This window comes from Barrientosiimonas humi (genome assembly GCF_006716095.1).
Taxonomy (GTDB): Bacteria; Actinomycetota; Actinomycetes; order Actinomycetales; family Dermatophilaceae; genus Barrientosiimonas; species Barrientosiimonas humi.
Genome location: NZ_VFOK01000001.1, coordinates 738,497 through 763,184, shown reverse-complemented (window position 1 = coordinate 763,184; position 24,688 = coordinate 738,497). Strand labels below are relative to the sequence as shown.

The window sequence follows — 24,688 nt, the reverse complement described above, 5'->3', positions numbered from 1 at the left end:
AGCCACCCCGCGGGTGCCCCGTTCCGCTGCTCGACGGCACACTGGCGCCATGAGCCTGGAGCTGCCGCTGCAGCCGGTGACCCTCACCGGAGACCTGGTCCGCCTCGAGCCGCTGTCGCTGGAGCACGTCGAGGGGCTGCGCGAGGCGAGCGCCGACGGCGACCTGGCCGACCGGTGGTACACCGGGGTCGCCCCGCCCGAGCGCATGGCCGAGCAGGTCGAGCAGCGCCTTGCCCTGCAGCGCGCGGGCACGATGCTGCCCTTCACCGCCGTACGCCCTCGCGACGGTCAGGTGCTCGGCGTCACCACGCTCTACGACATCTCCCCGGACGTCCCGCGCGTGTCGATCGGCTACACCTGGAACCGGGAGTCCGCGCACGGCACCGGCACCAACCCCGAGTCGAAGCTGCTGCTGATGACCCACGCCTTCGAGCAGCTCGGCGTGCGGTGCGTGCGGTTCGAGACCAGCTGGTCCAACCAGCAGTCCCGGCAGGCCATCGAGCGCCTCGGCGCCCGGCTCGACGGGGTGCTGCGGGCCGACCGGCTGGAGAAGACCGGCGACCTGCGCGACACCTGCGTCTACTCGGTGCTGGCGCACGAGTGGCCCTCGGTGCGCAGCGGGCTGCAGCACCGGCTGCGCCGCCGCGGCGCCCGCGCCTGACCCGACCGGCTCGCGTCGGACCCGACCGGTTCACCTCGGACCCGACCGGCTCAGATCCGCCCCGACCACCGCAGATCGCCCGGGCCGGCGCGGCGCGCCGACTCCCGAGCGCTACCTCCCGTTGGGTACTGTCGAGCGGCCCCCTCCGGTCACCCGCCCCGTCGTCTGCGAGAAAGCAGTTCTGTGCCCGAGAACGCGTCGAACACCCCCGACCTGACCGTCGTCATCCCGATGTGCAACGCCGCCGACACGGTCGGCGAGCTGGCCCAGCAGATCCTGTCGCTGCCCAACCGCGAGGTGCAGATCGTCGCGATCGACGACGCCTCCACCGACGGCTCCCCCGACGCCCTGCGCGCGCTCGGTAGCGACGCGATCAGCGTCATCGAGCTCGAGAGCAACCACGGCGCGGGATACGCCCGCAACGTCGGCTTCGCGCAGGCGACCGGCCGATACACCCTCTTCTTCGACGCCGACGACGAGATCCACGTCGAGGCGCTGGAGTCGGCGATCTCCGAGCTGGACTCGACCGGCGCGGACCTGGCGATGATGCCGTACAGCTATCGCCGCGGGCACAGCACCGAGTACACCGGGATGAACTCCTTCGACGAGGTCGTCTGGCGCAGCTACATGTCGGGCATGAGCGACCGGGTGGCGCCGCTCACCGAGGTCCCGCGCCTGCTCGGCTTCTCCAACTACCCCTGGAACAAGGTGCTGCGCACCGACCGCTACCAGGACGCCGGGCTGCGCTTCGGCGAGGTGCACGTGCACAACGACATCCTCGGGCACTGGATGTCGCTGCTGCTGGCCCGCAAGCTCGTGCTGCTGGACGAGCAGATCTGCACCCACATCGTCGGCGAGGGCGGCGCCAACCTGTCCAACCGGATGGGCCGCGAGCGCCTCGCGCTGTTCGACGCGCTGGACGAGACGTACGACATGATCTCCGGCAACCCCGAGCTGCGGAACCGCTACTCCCACCACTACTGGGACTTCGCGCTGCGGGTGACCGACTGGGCCATCAGCCGCATCTCCCCCGAGGTCGTCGACGAGGCCCGATACCGCCTGCAGGCGCACCTGCTGCGGATGAGCATCGTGGAGTTCATGCGCATCCGGGAGCGACGCGACCCCAGCCTCGCCAACCGGATCACCTCCCGCGCCCTGGCCTGACGAGAACGAACTCAGAACGAGGAACCATGCCCCAGCTCAGCATCATCGTCACGGCGTACAACATCGAGAGCTACATCGAGCAGTGCCTCGACAGCGTCGCCGCCCAGACGATCACCGACTTCGAGGCGCTGGTCGTCGACGACGGCTCGTCCGACAGCACCCCCGAGAAGATCCAGGCGTACGCCGACCGCGACAGCCGATTCATCCCCGTCCTGCTCGGGGAGAACAGCCCCGGCGGCGTGGCCACCGCGGCCAACGCCGGCCTCGAGCGCGCCCGCGGCGAGTGGGTCGGCTTCGTCGACGGCGACGACTGGGCCGAGCCCGACATGTTCGAGAAGCTGCTGCGCGCGGCCGCCGACACCGGTGCCGACCTGTCGATGTGCAAGTACTCCGAGGTCGACGACGCCACCGGTCAGCCGAAGGAGCCGGCCGACGCCCGCCGCTGGGACTCGGTGAGCCCCGGCCTGCACCGGCTCGACCCCGAGGGCACCAAGACGTTCCTGCGCTTCATCGCCGTGCCGTGGCGCAAGCTCTACCGCCGTTCTCTGCTGGAGGACAACGGGATTCGCTTCCCGGTGGGCGACTACTTCTACGAGGACAACCCGTTCCACTGGTTCTCGCTGGTGAGCGCCGGGTCGATCGCGATCGTCCCCGAGGTGCTGTGCTACCACCGCGTCGCGCGCGCCGGTCAGACGATGGCGACCGCCGACGAGCGGCTGTTCAAGATCTTCGCCCACCACGACACGATCCACGCCTGGCTGGAGAGCCGCGGGCTGCTGGAGACCTACCAGACGACGCTGCTGTCGTGGGTCATCTCGCAGCTGGAGTGGATCTCCCGGCGCACCCCGCAGAACCTGCGCAAGACGCTGTACGAGACCGTGCAGCCGATCTTCGCCCAGTACACCCTGCCGCTGATCATCCAGGCGCTCAACGAGGGCAACAAGGGCGAGTACGCCCGCCGCCTGTCCACCGCGATCGCCAAGCAGAACTACGCGCGCTACGAGCTGGTCATCGGCGGCCGCCCGGCGACCAACAACCCGGCGCTGGTCGCGGTGCACCACCTGCGCTACTCCGGCGTGCGCAAGACCGCCGAGCTCACCCGCAACTACGCCCGCAACCGGATGCGCGACAGCACCCGGCTGTCGCAGCTTCGGCCGCTCAGCTGGCGCTCGACCGAGAGCAACGCGGACCTGATGTTCGGCCTCGCGATCCTGCAGCAGCAGCTGGACCAGATCGACCAGCGCCTCGCGCGCATCGAGGCGTCGCAGCAGCGATCCGGGCGCGACGAGCGCGACTGAGCCGCGCCGGCGGAGCCGGCGCGGGCGTGCTCGCCCCACGACGCACGTACGCCCTGGCGGGCAGCCCGCCAGGGCGTACGTCGTCTGCGCGGGGGCGTCAGTTGTTGAACAGCGCCGGGATCTTCTCGCCGCCCGCGATGGCCGACTTGATCTGGTCGGCCGCGGACAGCGCCTCGGCGATCGTGACGTCCATGTCCATGTAGCGGTAGGTGCCGAGCCGGCCGGCGAAGGTGACCCGCGGCTCCTCGGCCGCCGCCTGGAGGTACTGGTCCAGCAGGGTGCGGTCGTCGGCGAGCCGGATCGGGTAGTAGGGGATGTCGTCCTCCTCCGCGAGGCGGGAGAACTCGCGGAAGGCGACGGTGCCCTCGTGCTCCTCCCACGGCGCGAAGTGCTTGTGCTCGCTGATCCGGGTGAACGGCACGTCCAGGTCGCCGTAGTTCATCACCGAGCAGCCCTGGAAGTCGCCCTCGGCGCGGATCTCCTCGAAGTCGAGGGTGCGGTAGCCGAGGCGGCCGTGGCGGTAGTCGAACCAGGCGTCCAGCGGGCCGGTCCAGATCGAGTGGTCGTAGTCGTCGTGCTCGGCCGGGGTGTACGGCGTGCTGAGCCGGACCTCGATCGCGGGGTGGTCGAGGATGTTGGCGACGATCGCGGTGTAGCCGTCGCGCGGGATCGCCTGGTAGGGGTGGTTGAAGTAGGAGTCGTCGTAGTTGAAGCGCAGCGGCAGCCGCTTGAGCACCGACGCGGGGATCTGGGTGGGCGGCAGGCCCCACTGCTTGCGGGTGTAGCCCTCGAAGAACGCCTCGTAGAGACGCCGGCCCATCATCTTCAGGGCCTGCTCCTCGAAGTTGCGCGGCTCGTCGATGCTGTCGTCGGCCTGCTCGGCGATGAACTCCTTGGCCTCGGCCGGGTTCAGGGTGGTGCCGAACAGCTGGTTGATCGTCAGCAGGTTGACCGGCAGCAGGTAGACCCGCCCGCCCACGGTGCTGCGCACCCGGTGGTTGTACGGCTGCATCGTGCCGAAGCCGTTGACGTAGTCCCACACCCGCTCGTTGCCCGTGTGGAAGATGTGCGGGCCGTAGCGGTGGATCATGATCCCGGTGTCGGGGTCGCGCTCGGTGTGGCAGTTCCCGGCGATGTGGTCACGGCTGTCGTAGACGACGGCGCTGTGCCCCGCCTCGGCGAGCTCCCGAGCAAGGACGGCGCCGGAGAAGCCGGCGCCGGCGATCCCGAACTTCATTCGATCTCCCCGATTCTGCGGGTCGGTGCGGACTGGACGCGGCTACCTTAGTCGCGAGCCGAGTCGCGCACCCAGAGGGCGGCATGTCACCCTTGGAGGGGCCCCGCACGGCCCGTCCAGATCCGATGCCGAGTGGGGAAGGTGCGCAGCGGCCCAGCGGCCGGCGCGAAGGAGGGGACCAGAGCTCATGACCGACCAGTCGACCGTGACCGCTCAGCCCACGAAGCGGTGGTCGGTGATGATCCCCGCCCACAACTGCGCCGACTATCTCGCCGAGACCCTGCCCGAGGTGGTCTCCCAGCTCGGCGCCCGCCCCGACGCCGAGATCGTGGTCGTCGACGACGGCTCCACCGACGACCCCGAGTCGGTCGTCCGGGCGCTCGGTCACGAGCAGGTCCGCTACTCCCCCAACCCCTCGCGGCTGGGCGCGATCGGCACCTTCAACCGTTGCCTCGAGCTGGCCGACGGCGAGCTGGTGCACATCCTGCACGGCGACGACCTGGTGCTGCCCGGCTTCTACGAGGCGATGGAGGCCGCGCTGGCCGACACCCCGGCCCTCGGCGCCATGTGCCGCACCCAGTACATCGACGGCGACAGCTCCCCGCACGGCACCTCCCGGCGATACCGGCACGGCACGGGCGTGTGGCCGCAGGCGCTGGAGTCGTTCGCGGTGTCCAACCGGGTGCGCGCCCCCAGCATCGTCGTGCGCTCCGGCGCCTACGCCGAGTTCGGCGGCTTCCGCACCGACCTGCCGCACGCCGCCGACTGGGAGGCCTGGACCCGGCTCGCCGCCAACGGGCCGATCGTCTTCGTCGACGAGGTGCTGGCCGCATACCGGCGGCACGCGGCGTCCGACACCGCGGCGCGGGTGAAGACCGGCGACAACATCCGTGAGCGGGTCACCGCGATCAAGCTGATCAGTCAGTACATCCCGGCCGACCGGCGTGCGAGCACGATCCGGCGCGCGCTGGTCTACTCCAGCGTGTACGCCACCCGCACCTCGGCCCAGCTGGCCCGCCGGGGCAGCTGGCCGGCCGCGCGCACGCAGGCCCGCGAGGCCGTGCGCTGCCTCATGCAGATCCCCGGCGGCCTGCGCTCCATGCCGAGCGAGAACGGCGCCGACGCCTCCCCCGTCAACGGCAAGACCGTCGACGGGGCCGCCGGCTCGCCGCTGCACCGCGCCGGCGACCACGACTCGATGCCGAGCGAACGCGGAGCGGGCGCGGCCTGAGGCCACGCCCGCTCCGACGGTGCTGCTCCGAGCCGAGCGGCCCGGTCCCGCTCAGTCGCGGGTGAGCCGGCGGTAGGTCACCCGGTGCGGCCGCGCCGCCTCCTGGCCGAGCCGCTCGACCTTGTTCTCCTCGTAGGCCGCGAAGTTGCCCTCGAACCAGTACCACTTGGCCGGGTTCTGCTCGTCGCCCTCGTAGGCGAGGATGTGCGTCGCGACACGGTCGAGGAACCACCGGTCGTGGCTGATGACCACGGCGCAGCCCGGGAAGTCCAGCAGGGCGTTCTCCAGCGAGCCGAGCGTCTCGACGTCGAGGTCGTTGGTGGGCTCGTCGAGCAGCAGCAGGTTGCCGCCCTGCTTGAGGGTCAGCGCGAGGTTGAGCCGGTTGCGCTCGCCACCGGAGAGCACGCCGGCCTTCTTCTGCTGGTCCGGGCCCTTGAAGCCGAACTGCGAGACGTACGCCCGCGACGGGATCTCCACGTTGCCGACCTGGATGAAGTCCAGCCCCTCGGAGACGACCTCCCACAGCGACTTCTCGGCGTCGAGGCCGGCGCGGGACTGGTCGACGTAGCTGATCTTGACCGTCTCGCCGATCTTCACGTCGCCGCCGTCGGGCTCCTCGAAGCCGACGATGGTCTTGAACAGCGTGGTCTTGCCGACGCCGTTGGGGCCGATCACGCCCACGATGCCGTTGCGCGGCAGGGTGAAGGACAGCCCGTCGATCAGGGTGCGGTCGCCGAAACCCTTCTTGAGGTCGGTGACCTCGATGACCTGGGCGCCGAGGCGCGGGCCGGCCGGGATCTGGATCTCCTCGAAGTCGAGCTTGCGGGTGCGCTCGGCCTCGGCGGCCATCTCCTCGTAGCGGGCCAGCCGGGCCTTGCTCTTGGTCTGCCGGGCCTTGGCGTTGGAGCGCACCCACTCCAGCTCGGTCTTGAGCCGCTTGGCGAGCTTGGCGTCCTTCTTGCCCTGGACCTGCAGGCGCTCCTGCTTCTTCTCCAGGTAGGTCGAGTAGTTGCCCTCGTAGGGGTAGAGCCGGCCGCGGTCGACCTCGCAGATCCAGCCCGCGACGTTGTCGAGGAAGTACCGGTCGTGGGTGACGGCCAGCACGGCGCCGGCGTAGCTCGCGAGGTGCTGCTCGAGCCACTGCACCGACTCGGCGTCGAGGTGGTTGGTGGGCTCGTCGAGCAGCAGCAGGTCGGGCTTGCTCAGCAGCAGCTTGCACAGCGCGACCCGGCGGCGCTCACCACCGGAGAGCACGCTCACGTCGGCGTCACCGGGCGGGCAGCGCAGGGCGTCCATCGCCTGCTCGAGCTGGGAGTCGAGGTCCCAGGCGTCGGCGGCGTCGATCTTCTCCTGCAGCTGGCCCATCTCGGCCATCAGCGCGTCGAAGTCGGCGTCCGGCTCGCTCATCTGCTCGGAGATCTCGTTGAACCGGTCGAGGTCCTTCTTGATCTGCCCGAGCCCCTCCTCGACGTTGCCGCGCACGTCCTTGGTCTCGTCCAGCGGCGGCTCCTGCTGCAGGATGCCGACGCTGAAGCCCGGCGTGAGCCGCGCCTCGCCGTTGGAGGGCTGGTCCAGGCCGGCCATGATCTTCAGGATCGTGGACTTGCCGGCGCCGTTGGGACCGACGACGCCGATCTTCGCGCCCGGGAAGAACGACATGCTCACGTCGTCGAGGATGACCTTGTCGCCCACAGCCTTGCGGGCCTTGGTCATGGTGTAGATGAACTCCGCCATGGCCGCAGGCTAACGGGGCGGCGGGCCTGCCCACGAATCGAGCCGCCCCACCCGCCGCCCGGCGCGGGCGCCGCCCTCAGCTGGAGGCGCTGACCACCTCGTAGGCCCGCTCGGGCGCCGGCTCCTCGTCGGGGGCGTCGTGCTCGTCCGGCGGCACCAGCGGCCCGGACGAGGCGACCGTGTCGTCGCCCTCGGACCGGTCGTACGCCTCCGCCGGGCGGTCGTCGACCTGCGGCTGCTGCGCCGCCACGGCGTCGAGGATCGGCCGGGTGTCCTTGCGGAACTCGCTGCGCCCGAGTCGCAGGCTGTGCCCCATGTGCTCAGCCGTCAGCCGCACCTCGTGCCGGGTCTCGCCCTCACGGGTCTGCCACTCGTTGATGGTCTGCGCCGCGTGCACGATCACCGGCTGCCCCTTCTTCGCGCAGTTGAGCACGTTGACCGCCAGGGCCCCGAACGCCGTCACCGAGTAGTAGCTGGTCTCGGCGTCGACGAACTGGTTCTCCTCGCGCAGGAACTGGCGTGAGGTCACCGCCACGCGGAAGGTCGTGTAGGTCGCCCCGTCGCGCGTCGTGCGCAGCTCGGGGTCGGCCACGAGGTTGCCGTGGATCGTGACGTACGTCTTGTTGTTGTTGGCCATGTCTGCCCGCCTTCGAGGTCCGCGGCTCCGGATGAGCCGGGTCGGGCCCCAGGTTCGCCGGACCGCGACCCCGGCCGCGAGACCCGCAGGACGACCTGTGGATCCCGCCCGGCCGCTCGACATGCCTGTGCACGACCGACGTCCGTACGTCACAACCCCCGGCATCGGCGCTGGTGACAGCCCGCCGCACCAACCCCACGTCACAACCCCCGATATCGGCGCTTGTGACAGCCCGCCGCACCCACCTCACGTCACAACCCCCGATATCGGCGCTGGTGACGGCCCGCTGCCGCGATCCCAGGTCACAACCCCCGACATCGGGGCGTACGACAGCGGGCAGGGCGGGTCGGTATCCACCCGGTGGCGCGTCAGGGGCGGGTCAGGCGGCGGCGGTGTCGAGCGCCTCGCGGGTACGCGCGTGGCGGGCGAGCACGTCGTCGACCGGGGCCAGGATGTGCGAGCGGGCGACGCCGGAGACCTTGTCGCGCAGCTCCTTGGCCAGGGCCTGGCGGCGGCGGCGGGCCGCTCGGGCGGCCAACCACCGCGACAGCGCGGCGAGGGTGACCCCGAGCAGCAGCCCGCCGACCAGCATCAGCAGCGGGATCGGCAGCGGGCCCCAGGTGGGAGCCCCCACGTCGATCTGGGCCCAGCCGAGCACCATGAGCAGCAGCAGCCAGGCCAGGCCGGCGACCGCGACGGCGGCGAGCACCCACTGCAGGAAGCCGACGAGGCCCCACCACGCGGGCCGCTTGCTCTCCAGCGGCGTCGAGGTGACGGCCTGGTCGAGCGCGTCGACCATCGAGCGATCGTCGGGGGTCGCGGCGTCCTGCACCGAGGCGGCCCACGACGGCGGCAGGCCCTCGCTGGCCCGCTCCCCCAGCCGCCGGGTCGTGACCTCCACCGCCGCGCGCGCGGCGGGTGACGGGGCCGGCAGCGACGAGCGTCCGGTCGCGGCGCGGGCCTGCGAGCGGCTCATCCCCTGGATGTCCTCGTCGCGCATCAGCTCCTGCAGCCCGAGCCGGCGCAGCGGCGCGGGCCGCAGCTTGGTGGTCCACCGGGTGAACGGCCACCCGGTCGCCTCGACCGCGTGCCGGCGGTAGTCGCGCTCGACGGCGTCGAGCACGACCGGCACCCCGGCGGCCTTCTCGAGCGCGACGACCAGCTCGCCGTCGACCTTCTTCGGCAGCCGCGGCTCGCTGTCACCGACCTGGGCGCGCAGCGCGCGTGCCTGCTCGCGCAGGTCGCCGAGGAGTCGGTGCTCGGCCGCGTTGCGCGACTGCACCACCTCGCCGAGCGCCGCGACCAGCTCGTCGAGCCCCTGGTGGGTGACCACGGACGTCCCGATCACGCGCACGTCGGTGAGCCCGTCGCGCCCGAACAGACGGGTGAGGTCCTCGATGGTGGCCTGGGCGTCGGCCTCGCTGAGCCGGTCGATCTGGTTCATCACCGCGATGGTCACGCCGGCGTGCGAGGCCATCTCGCGGACGTACTCGTCGTGCAGGATCGCGTCGGCGTACTTCTGCGGGTCGGTGACCCAGACGAAGACGTCGACCAGGCGCAGCACCCGGTCGGCCTCGGCGCGGTGCGCGGTGACCCGGGAGTCGAAGTCGGGCAGGTCGAGCAGCACCAGGCCGTCGAGCACGTCGGCCTGCGGGAGCCGGTCGGACACGTGGTGGCGCGCGTCGACCTGCAGCCAGTCGAGCACCTCGGCGCTGGGCTCCTCGCCCCAGATCGCGGCGCTGGTGGCCGACGTCGTGGGGCGCCGGGCGCCGATGCGCGACACGGGCTCGCCGACGAGGTAGTTGAACAGGCTGGACTTGCCGCTGCCGGTCGCGCCCGCGAGGGCGGCGATCGTGCGGGAGCCGGCCAGCGACGTACGCTGCCCGACCTTGGCCTCGACCGCCCGGACCCGCTCGGCCGTCTCGGGCGGGAAGTGCAGGCCGCCGGTGTCGAGCGCGGTGCGCAGCGCCTCGCCGCGGCGCTGCAGCTCCTCGCGCGGGACGGCCGGGAGCGCCTGGCGGCGGCGCAGCTTGTCGAGGGGCTTCATCGGACGGCCTTCAGCTGGGAGATCGCACGGTCGAGCTGCTCGGCGGCGCCGGGGTCGAGCTCGACGCGGCCGAGCGCCTGGTCGTAGCGGGCGCGCTCGTCGGCGAGCACCTCGTCGACCCGGCGCAGCAGCAGCTCGCGCGCCTTGGCGGCGAGCGAGCGCACCGCCTGGTCGCCGAAGACGGCCTCGAGGACCCGCTGGGCCACGATGGCCGAGCCGCCGGCGACGCCGATCTCGGCGCCGGCCAGCATGCCGCCGGTCGCCGAGAACACCACGAGCATGAGCATCACGCCGATGCCGTTGATGCCGAACGCCAGCAACCGCGCGGTGGTCCGCCGCCCCCCGGCCTCGCTGCGCACCATCTCGAGCACGTCGCCCTGCCACTCGCGCACGAGCCGCTGCACGCGCTCGTCGAACTGCGGCGACACCTGAGCGAGCGAGCGGTCGTCGGCGAGCAGCTCGCTGCCGCCGGGCAGCGAGCGCCAGTTGCGCGCGGCGCCCATCGCCGCCGACTCGCCGTGCGAGGCGATCAGGGCGGCGACGCCGGTGTGCAGCGCCTCGCCGAGGTCCTCGACGGGCGCGGCGCGTCCGCGGCCGCGCAGCACGGAGGCGATCTTGTCGCGCACCCGGCTCACGCCCTCGTCGAGCTGGCGGAACCACTCGCCCGTGCCGACGAACTCCTGCCAGCGGGCGAGCACCTCGCCGCGCAGCAGCGAGCCGTCGCTGATGCCCTCCTCGATCTCGCCGCGGGCGCGGACGTACGGCTCGTGGGCGGCCTGGGCGAGCGCCTGGGCGGCCATCTCCTGCGCCGTGACGGCGCCGGCGAGCGCGGAGGCGCGGCCGGTGAGGGAGTCGAGGGCGCCGTCGAGCGTGCGGCGGATGACGATCGAGCGGGCGCGGGAGTCGGCGGCCAGCGAGCTCAGCCAGCTGCGCATCCGCTCGACCTCAGCGGCGGGCAGCAGCCCCTGCTCGGACAGCCGGCTCTCGAGCACCGCGAAGACGGGCGACTGGCCGAGGCCCTGCTGCATCAGCATGCCCGCGAGGTCGGCGCGCACCTCTTCCATCGCGTCGACCGGCACCCGGTTGAGCACGACCGCGACCGAGGTGCCGCGCTCGGTGGCCTGCTGCAGCAGACCCCACGGCACGGCGTCGGCATAACGGGTCGCGGTGGTGACGAACAGCCACAGGTCGGCCGCCGCGAGCAGCTGCCGCGCGAGGTCGCGGTTGGCCTCGACGACCGAGTCGATGTCGGGGGCGTCGAGCAGCGCCAGGCCCGGCGGGATGTTGCGCGAGGCGACCAGGCGCAGCTGGCCCGGGTCGTCCTGCTGCGTGGGCGCGCCGGTGAGGCGGGCCAGGCCGGGCAGCACGCGCTGGTCGGCGAACCACCGGGTGTCGTCGGGGTTGTGGATCAGCACCGACGCGCGGGTGGTCGGGCGCAGCACGCCGGAGCGGCTGACGACGTCGCCGACGAGGGAGTTGACCAGCGTCGACTTGCCGGCTCCGGTCGAGCCGCCGACCACGCACAGCAGCGGGGCGTCGATGGAGGTGAGGCGCGGGAGGACGTAGTCGTCGAGCTGGTTGAGCAGCTCGACGCGGTTGGTGCGTTCGGCCGAGACCTGCTCGACCGGGAGCGGCAGCGAGCTCGCGGCAACCGCCCCCCGCAGCTGTCGGACCGCGTCCACCAGGGGCGCAGTGTCGGGGTGGTCGGTCACGGGGGCCAGCATTCCCTGTCGCCGGAGCGGCGCACAACTCACCCCTTCGTGTGTCGCCGGGCCCGACGCGCGCGTCGATCGAGCAGGGCGCCCCCGGCAGGACTCGAACCTGCGACCTAGAGATTAGAAGGCTCTTGCTCTGTCCAGCTGAGCTACGAGGGCGGGGCGGACAGCGCCCGCCGAGACGATTCTACGGACCCGGCCGCGGGCGTACGGCCCGGTTCTAGACGTGCCCGAGCACCTCGAAGCGGCGGTAGATCGCGGTGCCGAGGAACTCCTGGCGCAGCCGGCCGATGAGGTCGAGCAGGGTGCGCTCCTCGCGCAGCGCGCCCTCGTCGACCTGGCCCCGGTTCATCCGGGCGCGCAGCAGCGCCAGCTCGCTCGCGGCGTCCTGGAAGTCGTGCATGCGCCGGCGGGCCGGGCGACCCCCGTGCGACCCCGCCCACTGCCGGGCGTAGCGCCGCTCGGGCATCGAGGCGAGCATTGCGACCTCAGCGTGGGTGAGCCAGCCGCGGTCGGCGTACGGGCCCAGCTCGCGCCCGATCGTGCGCCCCTCGCGCCGGCGCGCCCAGACCAGGAGCGAGACGAAGGCGACGAACAGGGGCACCTGGACGAGGGCGTACGCCACGAGCCAGCCGCGCATGGACACGAGGGCTCCGGCGTTCCACAGGGCGTGCAGCACGACCGCGCAGGTCCAGCCGAGCAGCGGCGCGCCGATGCGCACCGCCCAGGAGCGGCTGGTCGCGGCGACGCCGATGCCGATGCCCGTGCAGATGGTGAACATCGGGTGCGCGAACGGGCTCATCAGCACCCGCAGCACGAACGTGCCGAGCAGCCCCTCCTCGCCGGACTCGGCGTAGCCGTTGGCGAGGTAGAGGATGTTCTCGACGAAGGCGAAGCCGCAGCCGGCGAGGCCGGCGTAGACGATGCCGTCGAGGACCCCGTCGATCTCGCGGCGGCGGAACCACAGCAGCAGCAACGGCGCCAGGCCCTTCAGCGACTCCTCCACGACGGGGGCGACACCGACCGCGACCCACGGGTTGCCCTCGTCGGTGGCGCCGAGCAGGTAGCCCCCGATGTCGTTGAGCACGGCCGCGCCCAGCGTGGCGATGCACGCGCCCCAGAGGAAGGCGAACAGCAGCATCCCCGGCGGCTCGGCCTCGAACCGGTCGACCCACAGGAAGACCGGCACGACGATGCCGATGACCACGACCGACAGGGTCACGCCGAGCACCGTGGCGGTCAGCCCGGCCTGCGCGCCGACCAGCGCCAGCATGCCCAGCCCGCCGAACCCGAACAGCACGGTCAGCACCCCGAGGAGCAGCAGCCGGCGCAGGATCGGCCGGAACCGCACGTACGCCGGTGCCCGCCCGTGTGCCCCGGCGCCGGGTGCACCGCCACCCGGCTGCACGTCGGGGGTCGCGTTCCAGGCCATGGCCCCGGAGGCTAACTCAGTCCATAGAGTGGCGTGGTGACCGAATCTGCCCAGACCCCGACTCCCCCCGCCCGCAGCCAGTCCGACCGCATCGTGTGGATCGACTGCGAGATGACCGGGCTCGACCTCGAGCGCGACGCGACGATCGAGGTCGCCGCGCTCGTCACCGACTTCGAGCTCAACCAACTGGGCGACGGCGTCGACGTGGTCATCAAGCCGCCGGCCGAGGCGCTGGAGCAGATGGGCGACTTCGTGCGCGAGATGCACACCAGGTCGGGGCTGCTGGACCAGCTCGACGGCGGGGTCACGCTCGAGGAGGCACAGGCCCAGGTGCTGGCGTACGTCCGCGAGTTCGTGCCCGAGGCCGGCAAGGCGCCGCTCGGCGGCAGCACGGTCGGCACCGACCGCAACTTCCTGGCGCGGGACATGCCCGAGCTGGAGGGATACCTGCACTACCGCGTCGTCGACGTCTCCTCGATCAAGGAGCTGTCGCGCCGGTGGTACCCCCGGGTCTACTTCTCCGCCCCCGAGAAGGTCGGCGGGCACCGCGCGCTGGCCGACATCCGGGAGTCGATCGCCGAGCTGCGCTACTACCGCGAGACGGTGTTCGTGCCGCTGCCCGGCCCCGACTCCGACTCGGCCAAGAAGGTCGCGGCCCGGCACGCCGTCCCCAAGGACGGGGCCTGACCTGCCGGTTCGGAGCACGGCCCGTGAGCCTGTAGGATGGTCCGCGCTGCCTCCCCGTGGGGAGGCAGTCCCCGTGCCGGAGGGTTCCGGCGCACGGTGGGTGTAGCTCAGCTGGTAGAGCATCGCGTTGTGGTCGCGAGGGCCGCGGGTTCAAGTCCCGTCACTCACCCCAAGCCGAACGGCGGGTCCGCAACCGGGCCCGCCGTTCGTCGTTCTGCTCCCCGGGCGCGGCGACTCACCGCCCACTGGCACGGAGTCGAACTGGTGCAGCAGGCGACTATGCCCCGGGCTCGCCGTCGGAGCTGTTGTCGTCACGGGATCGGCGTGGCCAGAAGGTCTGAACCAGCAGCACCGTCGGGATGCTGATGCAGATCGCCCCTGCGACGTTGTTGATGGGGACGGGTGCGGTCATGGCTCCTCCGATCGAGATGGATCACTCTGCTGCTGTACGCCAGGTGCCGGTCCGTGCGCCCGCCACCCCGGGCGCCCGCTCGCCGCGGGAGAGCCAGGCGACGGCCAGCGCCGCGAGCAGCGAGCAGGCCGCGGCGAGCAGTGCCACCCGGTTCCAGCCGGCCAGCAGGTCGGTGCCGGCGGTGACGCTGGCGACGCTGATGCCGACCGCGGCACCGAGATAGCGGGCGGTGTTGTTGGCGGCGGTCCCGGTGGCGGCGAGCCCGCCCGGCACGGTCGCGACCGCCTGCCGGGCGAGGCCGGCGTTGAGCAGCCCCGACGCGCAGCCGCACACCACGAGGCCGGGCACGAACCGCCACGCGCTGACCGGGTCGCCCACGCCGGCGAGCAGCACCAGCCCGACCGCGACGCCGACGAGCCCCGCGGTCAGCTGCACGCGGCCGGGGATGCGCGGCCCGTGCCGCACGAGCGCCAGGGCGGCCAGGGCGCTGGTGCCCGACCACGCGGCCAGCACCCCCGCGGCCTGGAACGTGCTCAGCCCGACCGCCCGCACCAGCACGGTGCACAGGAACGACGAGGCGGCGATGATGCCGAGCCCGGTGCCCAGGCCGGCGATCGTCGCGCCGAGGAAGGGGCGGTGGGTGAAGATGCCCGGGTCGACCAGGCGCTGCGGTCGGCGCTGGCTGAGCCCGAGGGCCACGAGCAGCAGCACCGACCCGCCGAGCAGCACGGCTGCGAGCATCGGCCCGCCCGCCCGCACCTGCACGATGGCGGTGACCAGCAGCGCGAGGAACGCGGTGAGCAGGGTGAACCCGACCAGGTCGAGCCGCCGGGCTCGCTCGGCGGCTGGCTCGACGGGCAGCACCCGGCCGGCGAGGGCGTACAGCAGCGTGCCGGCGAGCGCGAGCCCGACGTAGAACCAGCGCCACGCCCCGGCCAGGTCGAGCACACCGGTCAGCAGTGGGCCGAGCGCGATGCCGGCGCCCATCGCGGCGCTCCACCAGACGGCGGACGTCGAGCGGTGGCGCCCGTCGCCGTCGGCCGCGGCGAGCAGACCGAGCCCGGTCGCGATCATCCCGGCCGCGCCGAGGCCGACCACCACCCGCGCGACGACGAACGGCCAGGTGCTGCCGACGACGGCGCACACGACGTTGGCCCCCGCGAAAACCATTGCGCCCAGGGCGAATACGCGAGCGCGGCCGAGCGCGTCGGCGACCACTCCGGCGGCGAGCAGAGTGACCGCGAGGCCCACGCTCATCGACGCGAGCACCCAGGTGGTGCCGGCGGCCGACGCGTCGAGCGCCGCGGACAGCGTCACCGCGTTCCCGAGCGGACCGGCGTAGGCGACCATCGACCAGAAGGTGCTGGCCACGACGAGGGCCAGCACCGCGCCGTACGCTCCCGGCCTGTTCGGTCTTGTCACCAGACCTGTCTACCACGGCATGAGTCTCGTGACGAGACTTATCGGGTAGATTGCAGGACGTGGCACTGGGCAACGGGTACGAGCAGCAGGGGTGCTTCCTCGCGCGGGCGCTGGAGGTCGTCGGCGAGCGCTGGACGCTGCTGATCCTGCGCGACTGCTTCTACGGCGTGCGGCACTTCAGCGACCTGCTGGCGCACCTGGACATCTCCCGCGGGGTGCTGACCGAGCGGCTCGACGCGCTGGTGGCCGCGGGCGTGCTGGAGCGGCGGCCGCAGGGCCGGGCGGTGGAGTACGTCCTCACCGACGCAGGCCGCGCGCTGTGGCCGAGCATCTATGCGCTGAGCAAGTGGGGCGAGCAGCACCTGTCGGGCAACCATCCGCCCCGGGTGTTCAGCCACGCCGACTGCGGCACCGACCTCGACGACGCCGGCCACTGCCCCACCTGCGAGACGGTGCCCGACGTCGCCGACCTGGTCGTACGTCTGGCGGACGGTCCGCACGGCAGTCGCCGCAGCGACCCGGTCGCCGTCGCGCTCCGCACCCCGCACCGGATGCTCACGCCGATCCCGTGAGCCGAGCCCGAGGAAGGCTCTAGGACTCGCTCTTGCGGTCGCGGCGGAACTTCAGCGGGACCTCTTCCTGCTTGCGCGGCGGGTGCGCCTCGAAGTGCGACGTGCGCCGGCCGTAGCGCTGCTGCTCGACCTCGTCGCGCAGCGGGCTGGGCATGGGCACCTTGGTCGGCTTCGGCGCGGGCGGCGCCGCCGCCTTCTCCGACTGCTGGGCGCGGAACGAGGCACGCCGCTCGGCGCGCTGCCGCTCGACGTCGTCGCGGGCGGGGCTGGTGCGCGGGACGTACTGCGAGCGGGCCTGCTCGACCTGGTCCCAGCGCTCCTCGCGGCTGGGCTGGGCGGCCTGCTGGGCCTTCTTGCGCTCCGCCTGGCGCTTCTGCTCGGCCTTCTTGCGCGCGGCGGCCGCCTTGCGCTCCTGGGCCTCGAGCCGCTCACGCACGCGGCGCTGGTGCGAGGCCTCCTTGAGGGCGGCCTCCCGGCGCTCGCCGCGGGCGCGGATGATCTGCTCCTCCTGCTCGGCCGGGGTCAGGGCCTGCTTGGCCTGCCCCTGGGTCTTGGCGCCGCCGTCGCGGTCGCGCTTGCCCTTGTCGTCCGAGCCGCCGCGCGAGGGCCGCCCCTCGTCGTCGCGGGTCGCGGTCGGCTGCGGGCGGCCGAGGCCGTCCTTGGCGGTGCGGTCGGAGGTCACCAGCGCGGGCACGCCGCTCGCGCCGGTCTTGGTGCCGCGGCGGGTGGCCGTCGCGGTCGTCGCGCCGGCCGTGTCGCCGACCAGCTCGATCTCGCCCTCCTCGGCCTTGCCGGACTCCAGGCGCAGCTCGTGCGCGGTGTCGACGGCCTCCTCGACCTTCTCTGCGCGGCTCTCCAGACCCGACTCGTCACGCACCGGCAGCAGCACCATGTTCTCGGCGGGCAGCCCCGACTTCAGCTGGCGCGTGCGCTCCAGCTCGGCGTCGAGCTCGGCGCCGAAGAGCAGGGCCAGGTTGGTCAGCCACAGCCAGAACAGGAACAGCACGGCGGCCGCGAAGGCGCCGTACGTCTTCTGGTAGGTCGCGCCCGCGGAGAGCGTGACGTACAGCGCGAAGGCGAGCGTGCCGAGCACCCACACGACGAACGCCACCAGCGCGCCCCAGCTGAAGAACATCCGCTTCGGCTTGCGCACGTTGGGCGTGGCCCAGTAGAGCAGCCCGATGATCGTCACGACGATGAACGCGACGAACGGCCACTTGACGATGTCCCAGACCTGCACGGCCTGCTCGCCGACGCCGACCTGGTTGCCGATCGAGCGGGCGACGCCGCCGGACAGCGCCATCGCGAGCACCACGACGAGGATCATCAGCATCTCGACGAGCGTGACGAGGTAGAGCCACGGCCGCAGCTTCCAGATCGGGCGCCCCTCGGTGACGTCGTAGATGCGGTTCATCGCGCGGCTGAACCCGCCGACGTAGCCGGAGGCCGACCACAGGGCGGTGAGCACACCGATGACCAGGGCGAACCCGGCGCCCCTGCTGCTGCTGAACCGCTCGATGATGCTGCGCGGGGTCTCGAACGACGGGTCCGAGGTCTGCTTGCCGGTGAGGTCGGCGAGGATCTGGATGATCGTGTCGGGGTTGACGTTGAACACGCCGATCAGCGACACCAGGGCCGCGATCGCCGGGAACAGCGAGAACAGGCCGTAGTAGGTGAGCATCGCCGCGATGTCGGTGCACCCGTCGCGGGAGAACTTGCCCGCGGCACGCTTCACCGCGACGCCCCATGCGGGCTTGGCATCGACCTCGGGGATCTCCGTGGGCCGATCGAGCTCGAGCTCGGTCTGGACGGTCATGCTCGCCACCTGCTCCTGATTCGCCGACAACTGCACTGCAGGGCAACCTATCGGCGCCGGGCCCCTGAGTCAGGCCACGGGTTACCGGCGCGTTGGGGTGGAATCGTTCACAGCTCCCGCAACCGCGGCACCAGATCGGTCGTGAGCTGGTCGAGGAAGCGCTCCTGGTCGGCGCCCGGACCGTGGAACACCAGGTGGTTGAGCCCGGCGTCGACGTACGGCTTGATCTGCGCGACCGCCTCGTCGGGGTCGGACGCGACGATCCAGCGCTTGGCGACCTGCTCGATGGGCAGCTCGTCGGCGAGCCGCTCCATCTCCTCGGCGGAGTCGACGGTGTGCTTCTGCTCGGCGGTCAGCGACAGCGGCGCCCAGAAGCGACAGTTCTCCAGCGCGGCCGACGGGTCGCGGTCGTACGACAGCTTCACCTCGATCATCCTGTCCACCGTGCCGGGTTCACGCCCGCGCAGCTCCTCCCCCTCGGTCACGGCGGGCATCAGCTTGTCCGTGTAGAGCTCCATGCCCTTGCCGGAGGTGCAGATGACGCCGTCGCCCATGCGGCCGGCGTACTTCGCGACCTGCGGCCCGCCCGCGGCGATGTAGACCGGCACCGGCTCCTCGGGCCGGTCGTAGATGTGCGCGCCGACGAGCGTGTAGTAGTCGCCGTCGAAGTCGACCGAGTCCTGCGTCCAGAGCTGGCGGATCAGACGTACGGCCTCGCGCAGCCGCGCGAACCGCTCCTTGAAGTCGGGCCACTCGCGCCCGGACACGGCGATCTCGTTGAGCGCCTCACCGGTGCCGGCCCCGAGGATGACGCGGCCGTCGGTGAGCAGCGCGTTGGTGGCGAACGCCTGCGCGATCACGGCGGGGTTGTAGCGGAAGGTCGGGGTCAGCACGCTGGTGCCGATCTTGACCCGGCTGGTGCGCTCCCCCACCGCGGCCATCCAGGACAGCGCGAACGGAGCGTGGCCGCCCTCGTGCCGCCAGGGCAGGAAGTGGTCGGAGGTCCACACGCTGTCGAGGCCGAGCTCCTCGGCACGGACGGCGTAGTCGACCAGCTCGCGGGGGCCGAACTGCTCGGCGGAGGCCTTGTAACCGATGGTCAGCGACATGGGACCGACGGTAGTCCGCATGCGAGAGGCCCGGCCATGTCGGCCGGGCCTCTCGCAGGTGGTGCGCCATCAGGGACTCGAACCCCGAACCCGCTGATTAAGAGTCAGCTGCTCTGCCAATTGAGCTAATGGCGCGGAAAGTGGCTGCCTCGCGGCAACGAGAGGAAACCTTAGCAGCGAGACGGCGACGGGACGAAATCGGGCGGGCGGGCGTACGCCGCGGCATCCCGGGGCCGGTGCAGCAGGGGTGAGCGACGTCACGCCCACCCCACCCGGCACACTGGCCGGGTGCGTGCCCTTGCCAAGACCACCGCCGCCGCTGGTCTGGAGCTGATCGATGCTCCCGAGCCGACGTGCGGTCCCGACGACGTGAAGATCCGGGTGCTCCGGGCGGGCCTGTGCGGCACCGACCTGCACCTCGAGGCCTGGGACTCCTGGGCCGCCGCGACGGTCGACCCGCCGCAGATCATCGGCCACGAGTTCTACGGCGAGGTGGTCGAGGTCGGCGCCAACGTGGTGTCCGTCCGGGTCGGACAGAAGGCGTCCGGCGAGGGCCACATCGTGTGCGGCATCTGCCGCAACTGCCGCGCCGGCCGTCGCCACCTGTGCATCCGCACGATCGGGCTCGGCGTCAACCGCGACGGCGCGTTCGCCGACTACGTCGTGATCCCCGCGAGCAACGTGTGGGTGCAGCCCGACGACCTCGACCTCGACGTGGGCGCCGTGTTCGACCCGTTCGGCAACGCGACGCACACGGCGCTGTCGTTCCCGATCGCCGGCGAGGACGTGCTCGTGACCGGCGCCGGCCCGATCGGCGTGATGGGGGCCGCGATCGCCAAGCACGTCGGCGCTCGGTACGTCGTCGTCACCGACGTGAGCGACTACCGGCTCGACCTCGCGAAGGCCGCCGGTGCCGACCGCGTGGTCAACGTGACCCGTGAGCGGATCGCCGATGCGCAGCGCAGCCTCGGCATGGTCGAGGGCTTCGACATCGCCCTCGAGATGAGCGGAAACCCTTCTGCCGTGGACGAACTCATCGCCAACATGAACCACGGCGGGCGCATCGCGATGCTCGGGCTGCCGGCCGGTCCGTTCCCGGTGGACTGGAGCAAGGTCATCACGCACATGCTCACGATCAAGGGCATCTACGGCCGCGAGATGTACGACACCTGGTACGCCATGAGCGCGATGCTCGCCTCGTCGCGCGAGCTGGAGCAGGCGGTGCGGTCGGTGATCACCCACCGCTTCCCCGCCGAGGACTGGGAGCAGGCGTTCGCCGCGGCGCGCAGCGGCGAGTGCGGCAAGGTGATCATGGACTGGAGCGACGAGGACGCGACCCCGAGGGAGAGCCGGCGATGACGTACGCGATCAAGGACGACCTGCGGGGCGAGCTCGAGGAGATCGAGCAGGCCGGCCTGCTCAAGCGAGAGCGCGAGCTGACGACGCCGCAGGCGGCGCACGTCAGCACCGTGGCGGGCGAGGCGCTGAACTTCTGCGCGAACAACTACCTCGGCCTGGCCGACCACCCCGACGTGCTCGCCGCGGCGCGAGATGCGTTGGAGCAGTGGGGTTTTGGCATGGCGTCGGTGCGGTTCATCTGCGGCACGCAGACCCAGCACACCGAGCTCGAGCGACGGCTGGCGGACTTCGTCGGCCAGCAGGCGGCGATCCTCTACTCGTCGTGCTTCGACGCCAACGGCGGACTGTTCGAGGTGCTGTTCGGCGCCGACGACGCGATCATCTCCGACGCGCTGAACCACGCGAGCATCATCGACGGCGTGCGCCTGTCGAAGGCCAAGCGCTTCCGCTACGCCAACGCCGACATGGCCGACCTGCGCACCCAGCTCGAGGCGGCCAGGGGCGCGCGACGCACGGTGATCGTGACCGACGGCGTCTTCTCGATGGACGGCTACTACGCCCCGCTCGCCGAGATCTGCGACCTGGCCGAGGAGTTCGGGGCGCTGGTGATGGTCGACGACTCGCACGCGGTCGGGTTCGTCGGCGAGAACGGCCGTGGCACACCGGAACTCGCGGGTGTGCTCGACCGGATCGACATCATCAGCGGGACGCTGGGCAAGGCGCTCGGCGGCGCGTCCGGCGGGTACATCGCGGCGCGCCAGGAGATCGTCGACCTGCTGCGTCAGCGGTCGCGGCCGTACCTGTTCTCCAACGCGGTGGCGCCGTCGGTGGTGTCGGGCTCGCTGAAGGCGCTCGAGCTGGCGAGCACCTCGACCGAGCAGCGGGATGCGTTGCGGCGCAACAGCGAGCTCTTCCGGTCGCTGATGACCGAGGCCGGCTTCCAGCTGCTGCCCGGCAGCCACCCGATCGTCCCGGTGATGTTCCCCGGTGACGACGGCGCTCGGGAGGCCGGCCAGGTCGCGGACGCGATGCTGCAACGTGGCGTCTACGTCATCGCGTTCTCCTACCCGGTCGTGCCGAAGGGGCAGGCACGCATCCGCGTGCAGCTGTCGGCGGCGCACAGCGAGGACGACGTTCGGGCGTGCGTCGACGCGTTCGTGGCGGCGCGCGACGAGGTCGTCGGCACCACGCTGGTCGAGTAGGCCGACGCTGGTCGATGGCGTCGGCACCACGCTGGTCGAGTAGGCCGCGAGGACGAGCGGCCATATCGAGACCCCGGCGCGGACGTACGGTGGGAGCGTGAGCGATCTGCAGTGCCCCCTGCGGGTGTTCCTCGCGCGGCACGGCGAGGCGGCGTACGAGACCGACCGCTTCCTCGACCACGGCGGCACGCTGACCCCCGCAGGCCGGGCGCAGGCCCGCGCGCTGGGCGAGCAGCTGCGGCACGAGCGCATCGCGCACGTCTACTCCAGCACCCTCGCCCGCGCGGTGCAGACCGCCGAGCTGGCGGCCGCGGCGCTCGGCACCGAGGCGACGGCGCGCGAGGGCCTGGCCGAGCTCGGGCTCGGCGACCTCGTCGGACAGCCCGCGAGCCTGGAGGTCGTGGGTCCGGTGATGGAGGCGTGGAGCGCCGGTGACCTGACGCGGCGCGTGCCGCAGGGCGAGGCGGGCACGGCCGTGGTAGCCCGGGTGCGCGGCGTGCTCGACGAGCTCACCGACGTGCACCGCGGAGAGGCGGTCCTGGTCGTCAGCCACGGCGCCGCCATGATCGCGACGCTCGCCGGCCTCGTCGGACGGCGAGCCGAGACGACCGAGATCGGCAACTGCGCGTACGCCGTCCTCGAGGGCGACTCCGACGGCTGGCGCCTCGTCGCCGACCTCACGGCAGCCGGAACCGATCCGTGACTGTGCAGGACACGTGGTGCGTGTGCTCGTCGGCACCGCGTGTCCTGCACAGTCACGCGAGGTAGCGACCGGCGAGGACGGGGCGTCGCCCGCGGGTTTACAGGTACAGGCCCGTGTTGCCCGAGTCGGCGCGGCGCTCTTCGCCGACGGCGTGGATGTCGCGCTCGCGCAGCAGCACGTAGTCGCGCGACTGCAGCTCGACCTCGGCACGGTCCTCGGGATCGAACAGGACGCGATCGCCGAGCCGCACCTGGCGTACGTGCGCGCCGATGGCGACCACCTTGGCCCAGGCGAGGCGCCGGCCGACGCTGGCCGTCGCGGGGATGACGATGCCGCCACCGGAGCGGCGCTCGCCTCCCTCACCTTCCTGGGAGACGAGCACCCGGTCGTGCAGCATCCGGACCGGCAGGTCGCCGGATGTCGCGGGCTCAGCCACGGGCGCGGCGGATCAACCCCAGGAGGAGCAGGAAGCCGGACACGCCACCGAGGACGGTCGCGACCTTCTCGTTGTTGAGCTCACCGTCGGGGTCGTGCGTCGCGTCGTTGACCGCGAGCTTGAGGCTCTCGGTCTGCCGCTTGGCGATCTCCTTGGGCTGGGCGCGGAACGCCAGCTCGTCGATGGTCCCCGCGAGACGGTTCCGCGAAGCGGCGAGATCAGCCTCGATCTCCTTGGCAGTCCGGGCACGCTGCTCGGCCATGGGGTGTCTCCTTCGTGTCGTGACCTGGGTGCGACCCTAACGTAGGCAGGGCGAGCACCAGCACACCCGCAGCGCGTAGAGAGGCAGCCCCATGGCACGACTCGAGACCGGCGACACCGCACCGGAGTTCACGCTCCCCGACCAGGACGGCAACGACGTCTCGCTCGCCGACTTCCGCGGCAGCGGCCTCGTGATCTTCTTCTACCCCGCCGCCATGACGCCCGGCTGCACCAAGGAGGCCTGCGACTTCCGCGACTCGCTCGAGCCGCTCAAGCAGGCCGGGTACGCCGTGGTCGGCATCTCCCCCGACTCGCCGGAGAAGCTGAGCGAGTTCGTGCAGCAGGAGTCGCTGACCTATCCGCTGCTGTCCGACCCGGATAAGAAGGTGCTCGAGGCGTACGGCGCCTACGGCGAGAAGAAGCTCTACGGGAAGACGGTGGTCGGCGTCATCCGGTCGACGATCGTGCTCGACGGCGAGGGCAAGGTCGAGCTCGCCCGCTACAACATCAAGGCCACCGGCCACGTCGCCTCGCTGAGCAAGGCGCTGAAGATCGCCGCCTGAGGCTGCCCGGGGCGCACGGCCGCGCCGGCCGGGCGGGCCCCGCCCCGTACGCTGGCCCGGCGCGCGAGTGGCGGAATCGGCAGACGCGCCAGGTTTAGGTCCTGGTGCCCACTGGGCGTGCGGGTTCAAGTCCCGCCTCGCGCACGGCCGCTCCCTCGTCAGCCCTGCACGGTCGGCAGGACCTCCAGGGCCGCGAGGTTGACGCCAGCCGGGAGCGCGCAGGACCACGCGATCGCCTCGCCGACCGACGCCGCCGGGATGGGCGGGGCCTGCTCGACGTACGACACCAGCCGGCTTCGCGCGGCGCCGTTCCCCATGTCCTGGCCCAGGTCCGAGGCGGTGTTGCCCGGCTCGACCACCCGCACCCGGACCCCCTGCGGCCCCAGCTCCGCGCGCAGGCACCGACCGAACTGCGTCACTGCCGCCTTCGACGCGAAGTAGGCGCTCAGATCAGGCATCGCCAGGTGAGCGCCGATCGAGCTGACGAGCACGAGGTCGGTGGCGTGCCCGTCGGCTGCCGCCGCCAACAGGTCCGGGACGACGACGCGCGTCGTCTCCAGCGCCCCGGCGACGTTGACGTCCAGCATCTGCCGCCACTCTCGCGGATCGGCTTCCGTGACGGGCGCGGCGGCCATGAAGCCGGAGTTCACGACCACCAGGTCGACCCGCCCCCAGACTGTTCGCACGCGACCGGCCGCCTCGGCGATCGAGTCGGGATCCGTGACGTCGGCCGGCACCACCAGCCCGTCGAAGGACTGAGCCGTCGCCGCCAGCCGCTCGAGGCGCCGGCCCAGCACGGCCACGTGGGCGCCGCGCTCGGCGAGCGCCGTCGCGGTGGCTGCACCGATTCCGGTGCCCGCCCCGGTGACCACGGCCGTCCGGCCCTGCAGGGGCGCGGTGGCGTTCGATGCTTCGTCTGGTGCTCTCGATGTCGTCGTCATGGCACCACTGTCCGCACCGTCGCAGCAGGGTCGGGAGACCGCGCGAGTC

General features: G+C 72.0%; 23 protein-coding genes and 4 tRNA genes. 12 read left to right on the top strand and 15 right to left on the bottom strand.

Annotated elements, in window-relative coordinates; genetic code table 11:
* The first annotated feature begins 49 nt into the window (after positions 1-49).
* From FB554_RS03635 to FB554_RS03625, 3 genes are all read left to right on the top strand, one after another.
* The gene (locus FB554_RS03635; RefSeq protein WP_211344523.1) at positions 50-661 is read left to right on the top strand and encodes a GNAT family N-acetyltransferase; all 612 of its coding nucleotides are present in this window, start codon (positions 50-52) and stop codon (positions 659-661) included.
* Positions 662-844: 183 nt separating this feature from the next.
* A complete protein-coding gene (locus FB554_RS03630) occupies positions 845-1,825 on the top strand; it encodes a glycosyltransferase family 2 protein (RefSeq protein ID WP_142004676.1) in 981 nt (326 codons plus the stop codon).
* A gap of 26 nt (positions 1,826-1,851) precedes the next feature.
* Positions 1,852-3,123: a glycosyltransferase family 2 protein gene (locus FB554_RS03625; protein ID WP_142004675.1), complete on the top strand. Its 1,272-nt coding sequence runs from the start codon at positions 1,852-1,854 to the stop codon at positions 3,121-3,123.
* A gap of 97 nt (positions 3,124-3,220) precedes the next feature.
* Here FB554_RS03625 and glf read toward each other — a convergent pair whose 3' ends face one another.
* The gene (glf, locus tag FB554_RS03620) at positions 3,221-4,360 is read right to left on the bottom strand and encodes a UDP-galactopyranose mutase (RefSeq protein ID WP_142004674.1); all 1,140 of its coding nucleotides are present in this window, start codon (positions 4,358-4,360) and stop codon (positions 3,221-3,223) included.
* Positions 4,361-4,547: 187 nt separating this feature from the next.
* On the opposite strand from glf, the gene FB554_RS03615 reads away from it, so the two are divergent.
* Positions 4,548-5,591: a glycosyltransferase family 2 protein gene (locus FB554_RS03615; RefSeq protein ID WP_142004673.1), complete on the top strand. Its 1,044-nt coding sequence runs from the start codon at positions 4,548-4,550 to the stop codon at positions 5,589-5,591.
* A gap of 51 nt (positions 5,592-5,642) precedes the next feature.
* Here FB554_RS03615 and ettA read toward each other — a convergent pair whose 3' ends face one another.
* From ettA to FB554_RS03585, 6 genes are all read right to left on the bottom strand, one after another.
* Positions 5,643-7,325, bottom strand: coding sequence for an energy-dependent translational throttle protein EttA (gene ettA / locus FB554_RS03610; protein WP_142004672.1), 1,683 nt, complete (start codon positions 7,323-7,325; stop codon positions 5,643-5,645).
* A gap of 76 nt (positions 7,326-7,401) precedes the next feature.
* Complete coding sequence (locus FB554_RS03605; RefSeq protein WP_170206769.1) at positions 7,402-7,962, bottom strand: single-stranded DNA-binding protein; 561 nt, start codon at positions 7,960-7,962, stop codon at positions 7,402-7,404.
* A 379-nt stretch (positions 7,963-8,341) separates the two neighbouring features.
* Positions 8,342-10,009 carry a GTPase gene (locus FB554_RS03600; RefSeq protein WP_142004670.1) on the bottom strand — a complete coding sequence of 556 codons (1,668 nt, stop codon included), beginning with the start codon at positions 10,007-10,009 and terminating at the stop codon, positions 8,342-8,344.
* Positions 10,006-11,721, bottom strand: a complete 1,716-nt coding sequence (locus FB554_RS03595; RefSeq protein ID WP_338070550.1) for a dynamin family protein — start codon at positions 11,719-11,721, stop codon at positions 10,006-10,008. Before FB554_RS03595 ends, FB554_RS03600 begins: the two co-directional genes overlap by 4 nt.
* An 88-nt stretch (positions 11,722-11,809) precedes the next feature.
* Positions 11,810-11,883: transfer RNA gene (locus FB554_RS03590), tRNA-Arg, on the bottom strand.
* A gap of 61 nt (positions 11,884-11,944) precedes the next feature.
* A complete protein-coding gene (locus FB554_RS03585) occupies positions 11,945-13,156 on the bottom strand; it encodes a PrsW family intramembrane metalloprotease (RefSeq protein ID WP_236022251.1) in 1,212 nt (403 codons plus the stop codon).
* Between the two features lie 111 nt (positions 13,157-13,267).
* On the opposite strand from FB554_RS03585, the gene orn reads away from it, so the two are divergent.
* Positions 13,268-13,843 carry an oligoribonuclease gene (gene orn / locus FB554_RS03580; protein ID WP_211344641.1) on the top strand — a complete coding sequence of 192 codons (576 nt, stop codon included), beginning with the start codon at positions 13,268-13,270 and terminating at the stop codon, positions 13,841-13,843.
* Positions 13,844-13,939: 96 nt separating this feature from the next.
* A tRNA-His gene (locus FB554_RS03575) sits at positions 13,940-14,015 on the top strand.
* Positions 14,016-14,120: 105 nt separating this feature from the next.
* Here the strand turns inward: FB554_RS03575 and FB554_RS17785 are convergent.
* Both FB554_RS17785 and FB554_RS03570 read right to left on the bottom strand, forming a co-directional pair.
* Positions 14,121-14,255: a hypothetical protein gene (locus tag FB554_RS17785; protein WP_268885471.1), complete on the bottom strand. Its 135-nt coding sequence runs from the start codon at positions 14,253-14,255 to the stop codon at positions 14,121-14,123.
* 21 nt (positions 14,256-14,276) lie between these two features.
* Positions 14,277-15,677, bottom strand: coding sequence for an MFS transporter (locus FB554_RS03570; protein WP_142004668.1), 1,401 nt, complete (start codon positions 15,675-15,677; stop codon positions 14,277-14,279).
* 59 nt (positions 15,678-15,736) lie between these two features.
* Here FB554_RS03570 and FB554_RS03565 point away from each other — a divergent pair, with 59 nt between their 5' ends.
* Positions 15,737-16,249 (top strand): winged helix-turn-helix transcriptional regulator, encoded by a 513-nt coding sequence (locus FB554_RS03565; protein WP_142004667.1) that lies wholly within the window; start codon positions 15,737-15,739, stop codon positions 16,247-16,249.
* A gap of 19 nt (positions 16,250-16,268) precedes the next feature.
* Here the strand turns inward: FB554_RS03565 and FB554_RS17780 are convergent, their stop codons facing one another.
* The 3 genes from FB554_RS17780 to FB554_RS03550 all read right to left on the bottom strand — a co-directional run bounded on the left by FB554_RS17780 (position 16,269) and on the right by FB554_RS03550 (position 19,309).
* Positions 16,269-18,065, bottom strand: coding sequence for a YihY/virulence factor BrkB family protein (locus FB554_RS17780; RefSeq protein WP_142004666.1), 1,797 nt, complete (start codon positions 18,063-18,065; stop codon positions 16,269-16,271).
* A 107-nt stretch (positions 18,066-18,172) separates the two neighbouring features.
* Positions 18,173-19,174, bottom strand: a complete 1,002-nt coding sequence (gene fgd, locus FB554_RS03555; RefSeq protein WP_142004665.1) for a glucose-6-phosphate dehydrogenase (coenzyme-F420) — start codon at positions 19,172-19,174, stop codon at positions 18,173-18,175.
* Between the two features lie 59 nt (positions 19,175-19,233).
* Positions 19,234-19,309 (bottom strand) — tRNA-Lys (locus FB554_RS03550).
* Between the two features lie 153 nt (positions 19,310-19,462).
* On the opposite strand from FB554_RS03550, the gene tdh reads away from it, so the two are divergent.
* The 3 genes from tdh to FB554_RS03535 all read left to right on the top strand — a co-directional run bounded on the left by tdh (position 19,463) and on the right by FB554_RS03535 (position 22,438).
* Entirely contained in the window at positions 19,463-20,533 is a 1,071-nt protein-coding gene (gene tdh, locus FB554_RS03545) for an L-threonine 3-dehydrogenase (protein WP_142004664.1), read from the top strand.
* A complete protein-coding gene (locus FB554_RS03540; RefSeq protein WP_142004663.1) occupies positions 20,530-21,735 on the top strand; it encodes a glycine C-acetyltransferase in 1,206 nt (401 codons plus the stop codon). Before tdh ends, FB554_RS03540 begins: the two co-directional genes overlap by 4 nt.
* A 97-nt stretch (positions 21,736-21,832) precedes the next feature.
* Positions 21,833-22,438: a histidine phosphatase family protein gene (locus FB554_RS03535; protein ID WP_170206768.1), complete on the top strand. Its 606-nt coding sequence runs from the start codon at positions 21,833-21,835 to the stop codon at positions 22,436-22,438.
* A 97-nt stretch (positions 22,439-22,535) separates the two neighbouring features.
* Here the strand turns inward: FB554_RS03535 and FB554_RS03530 are convergent, their stop codons facing one another.
* Complete coding sequence (locus FB554_RS03530; RefSeq protein ID WP_142007403.1) at positions 22,536-22,835, bottom strand: GroES family chaperonin; 300 nt, start codon at positions 22,833-22,835, stop codon at positions 22,536-22,538.
* Between the two features lie 31 nt (positions 22,836-22,866).
* Positions 22,867-23,136 carry a DUF3618 domain-containing protein gene (locus FB554_RS03525; protein WP_142004661.1) on the bottom strand — a complete coding sequence of 90 codons (270 nt, stop codon included), beginning with the start codon at positions 23,134-23,136 and terminating at the stop codon, positions 22,867-22,869.
* 91 nt (positions 23,137-23,227) lie between these two features.
* On the opposite strand from FB554_RS03525, the gene bcp reads away from it, so the two are divergent.
* On the top strand, positions 23,228-23,698 hold the full coding sequence (bcp, locus tag FB554_RS03520; RefSeq protein ID WP_142004660.1) for a thioredoxin-dependent thiol peroxidase: 471 nt from the start codon (positions 23,228-23,230) through the stop codon (positions 23,696-23,698).
* A gap of 61 nt (positions 23,699-23,759) precedes the next feature.
* Positions 23,760-23,842, top strand: a tRNA-Leu gene (locus tag FB554_RS03515).
* 14 nt (positions 23,843-23,856) lie between these two features.
* Here the strand turns inward: FB554_RS03515 and FB554_RS03510 are convergent.
* Entirely contained in the window at positions 23,857-24,639 is a 783-nt protein-coding gene (locus tag FB554_RS03510) for an SDR family oxidoreductase (RefSeq protein WP_142004659.1), read from the bottom strand.
* Positions 24,640-24,688: the final 49 nt, after the last annotated feature.

Bases quoted from the DNA above. Each gene is read 5' to 3' on its own strand.
- ettA (WP_142004672.1), bottom strand. From the start codon at position 7,325: ATGGCGGAGTTCATCTACACCATGACCAAGGCCCGCAAGGCTGTGGGC.
- FB554_RS17785 (WP_268885471.1), bottom strand. From the start codon at position 14,255: ATGACCGCACCCGTCCCCATCAACAACGTCGCAGGGGCGATCTGCATC.
- FB554_RS03510 (WP_142004659.1), bottom strand. From the start codon at position 24,639: ATGACGACGACATCGAGAGCACCAGACGAAGCATCGAACGCCACCGCG.
- FB554_RS03525 (WP_142004661.1), bottom strand. From the start codon at position 23,136: ATGGCCGAGCAGCGTGCCCGGACTGCCAAGGAGATCGAGGCTGATCTC.
- FB554_RS03540 (WP_142004663.1), top strand. From the start codon at position 20,530: ATGACGTACGCGATCAAGGACGACCTGCGGGGCGAGCTCGAGGAGATC.
- glf (WP_142004674.1), bottom strand. From the start codon at position 4,360: ATGAAGTTCGGGATCGCCGGCGCCGGCTTCTCCGGCGCCGTCCTTGCT.
- FB554_RS17780 (WP_142004666.1), bottom strand. From the start codon at position 18,065: ATGACCGTCCAGACCGAGCTCGAGCTCGATCGGCCCACGGAGATCCCC.
- FB554_RS03530 (WP_142007403.1), bottom strand. From the start codon at position 22,835: ATGCTGCACGACCGGGTGCTCGTCTCCCAGGAAGGTGAGGGAGGCGAG.
- FB554_RS03585 (WP_236022251.1), bottom strand. From the start codon at position 13,156: ATGGCCTGGAACGCGACCCCCGACGTGCAGCCGGGTGGCGGTGCACCC.
- FB554_RS03625 (WP_142004675.1), top strand. From the start codon at position 1,852: ATGCCCCAGCTCAGCATCATCGTCACGGCGTACAACATCGAGAGCTAC.
- FB554_RS03635 (WP_211344523.1), top strand. From the start codon at position 50: ATGAGCCTGGAGCTGCCGCTGCAGCCGGTGACCCTCACCGGAGACCTG.
- FB554_RS03605 (WP_170206769.1), bottom strand. From the start codon at position 7,962: ATGGCCAACAACAACAAGACGTACGTCACGATCCACGGCAACCTCGTG.
- orn (WP_211344641.1), top strand. From the start codon at position 13,268: ATGACCGGGCTCGACCTCGAGCGCGACGCGACGATCGAGGTCGCCGCG.
- FB554_RS03600 (WP_142004670.1), bottom strand. From the start codon at position 10,009: ATGAAGCCCCTCGACAAGCTGCGCCGCCGCCAGGCGCTCCCGGCCGTC.
- FB554_RS03615 (WP_142004673.1), top strand. From the start codon at position 4,548: ATGACCGACCAGTCGACCGTGACCGCTCAGCCCACGAAGCGGTGGTCG.
- fgd (WP_142004665.1), bottom strand. From the start codon at position 19,174: ATGTCGCTGACCATCGGTTACAAGGCCTCCGCCGAGCAGTTCGGCCCC.
- bcp (WP_142004660.1), top strand. From the start codon at position 23,228: ATGGCACGACTCGAGACCGGCGACACCGCACCGGAGTTCACGCTCCCC.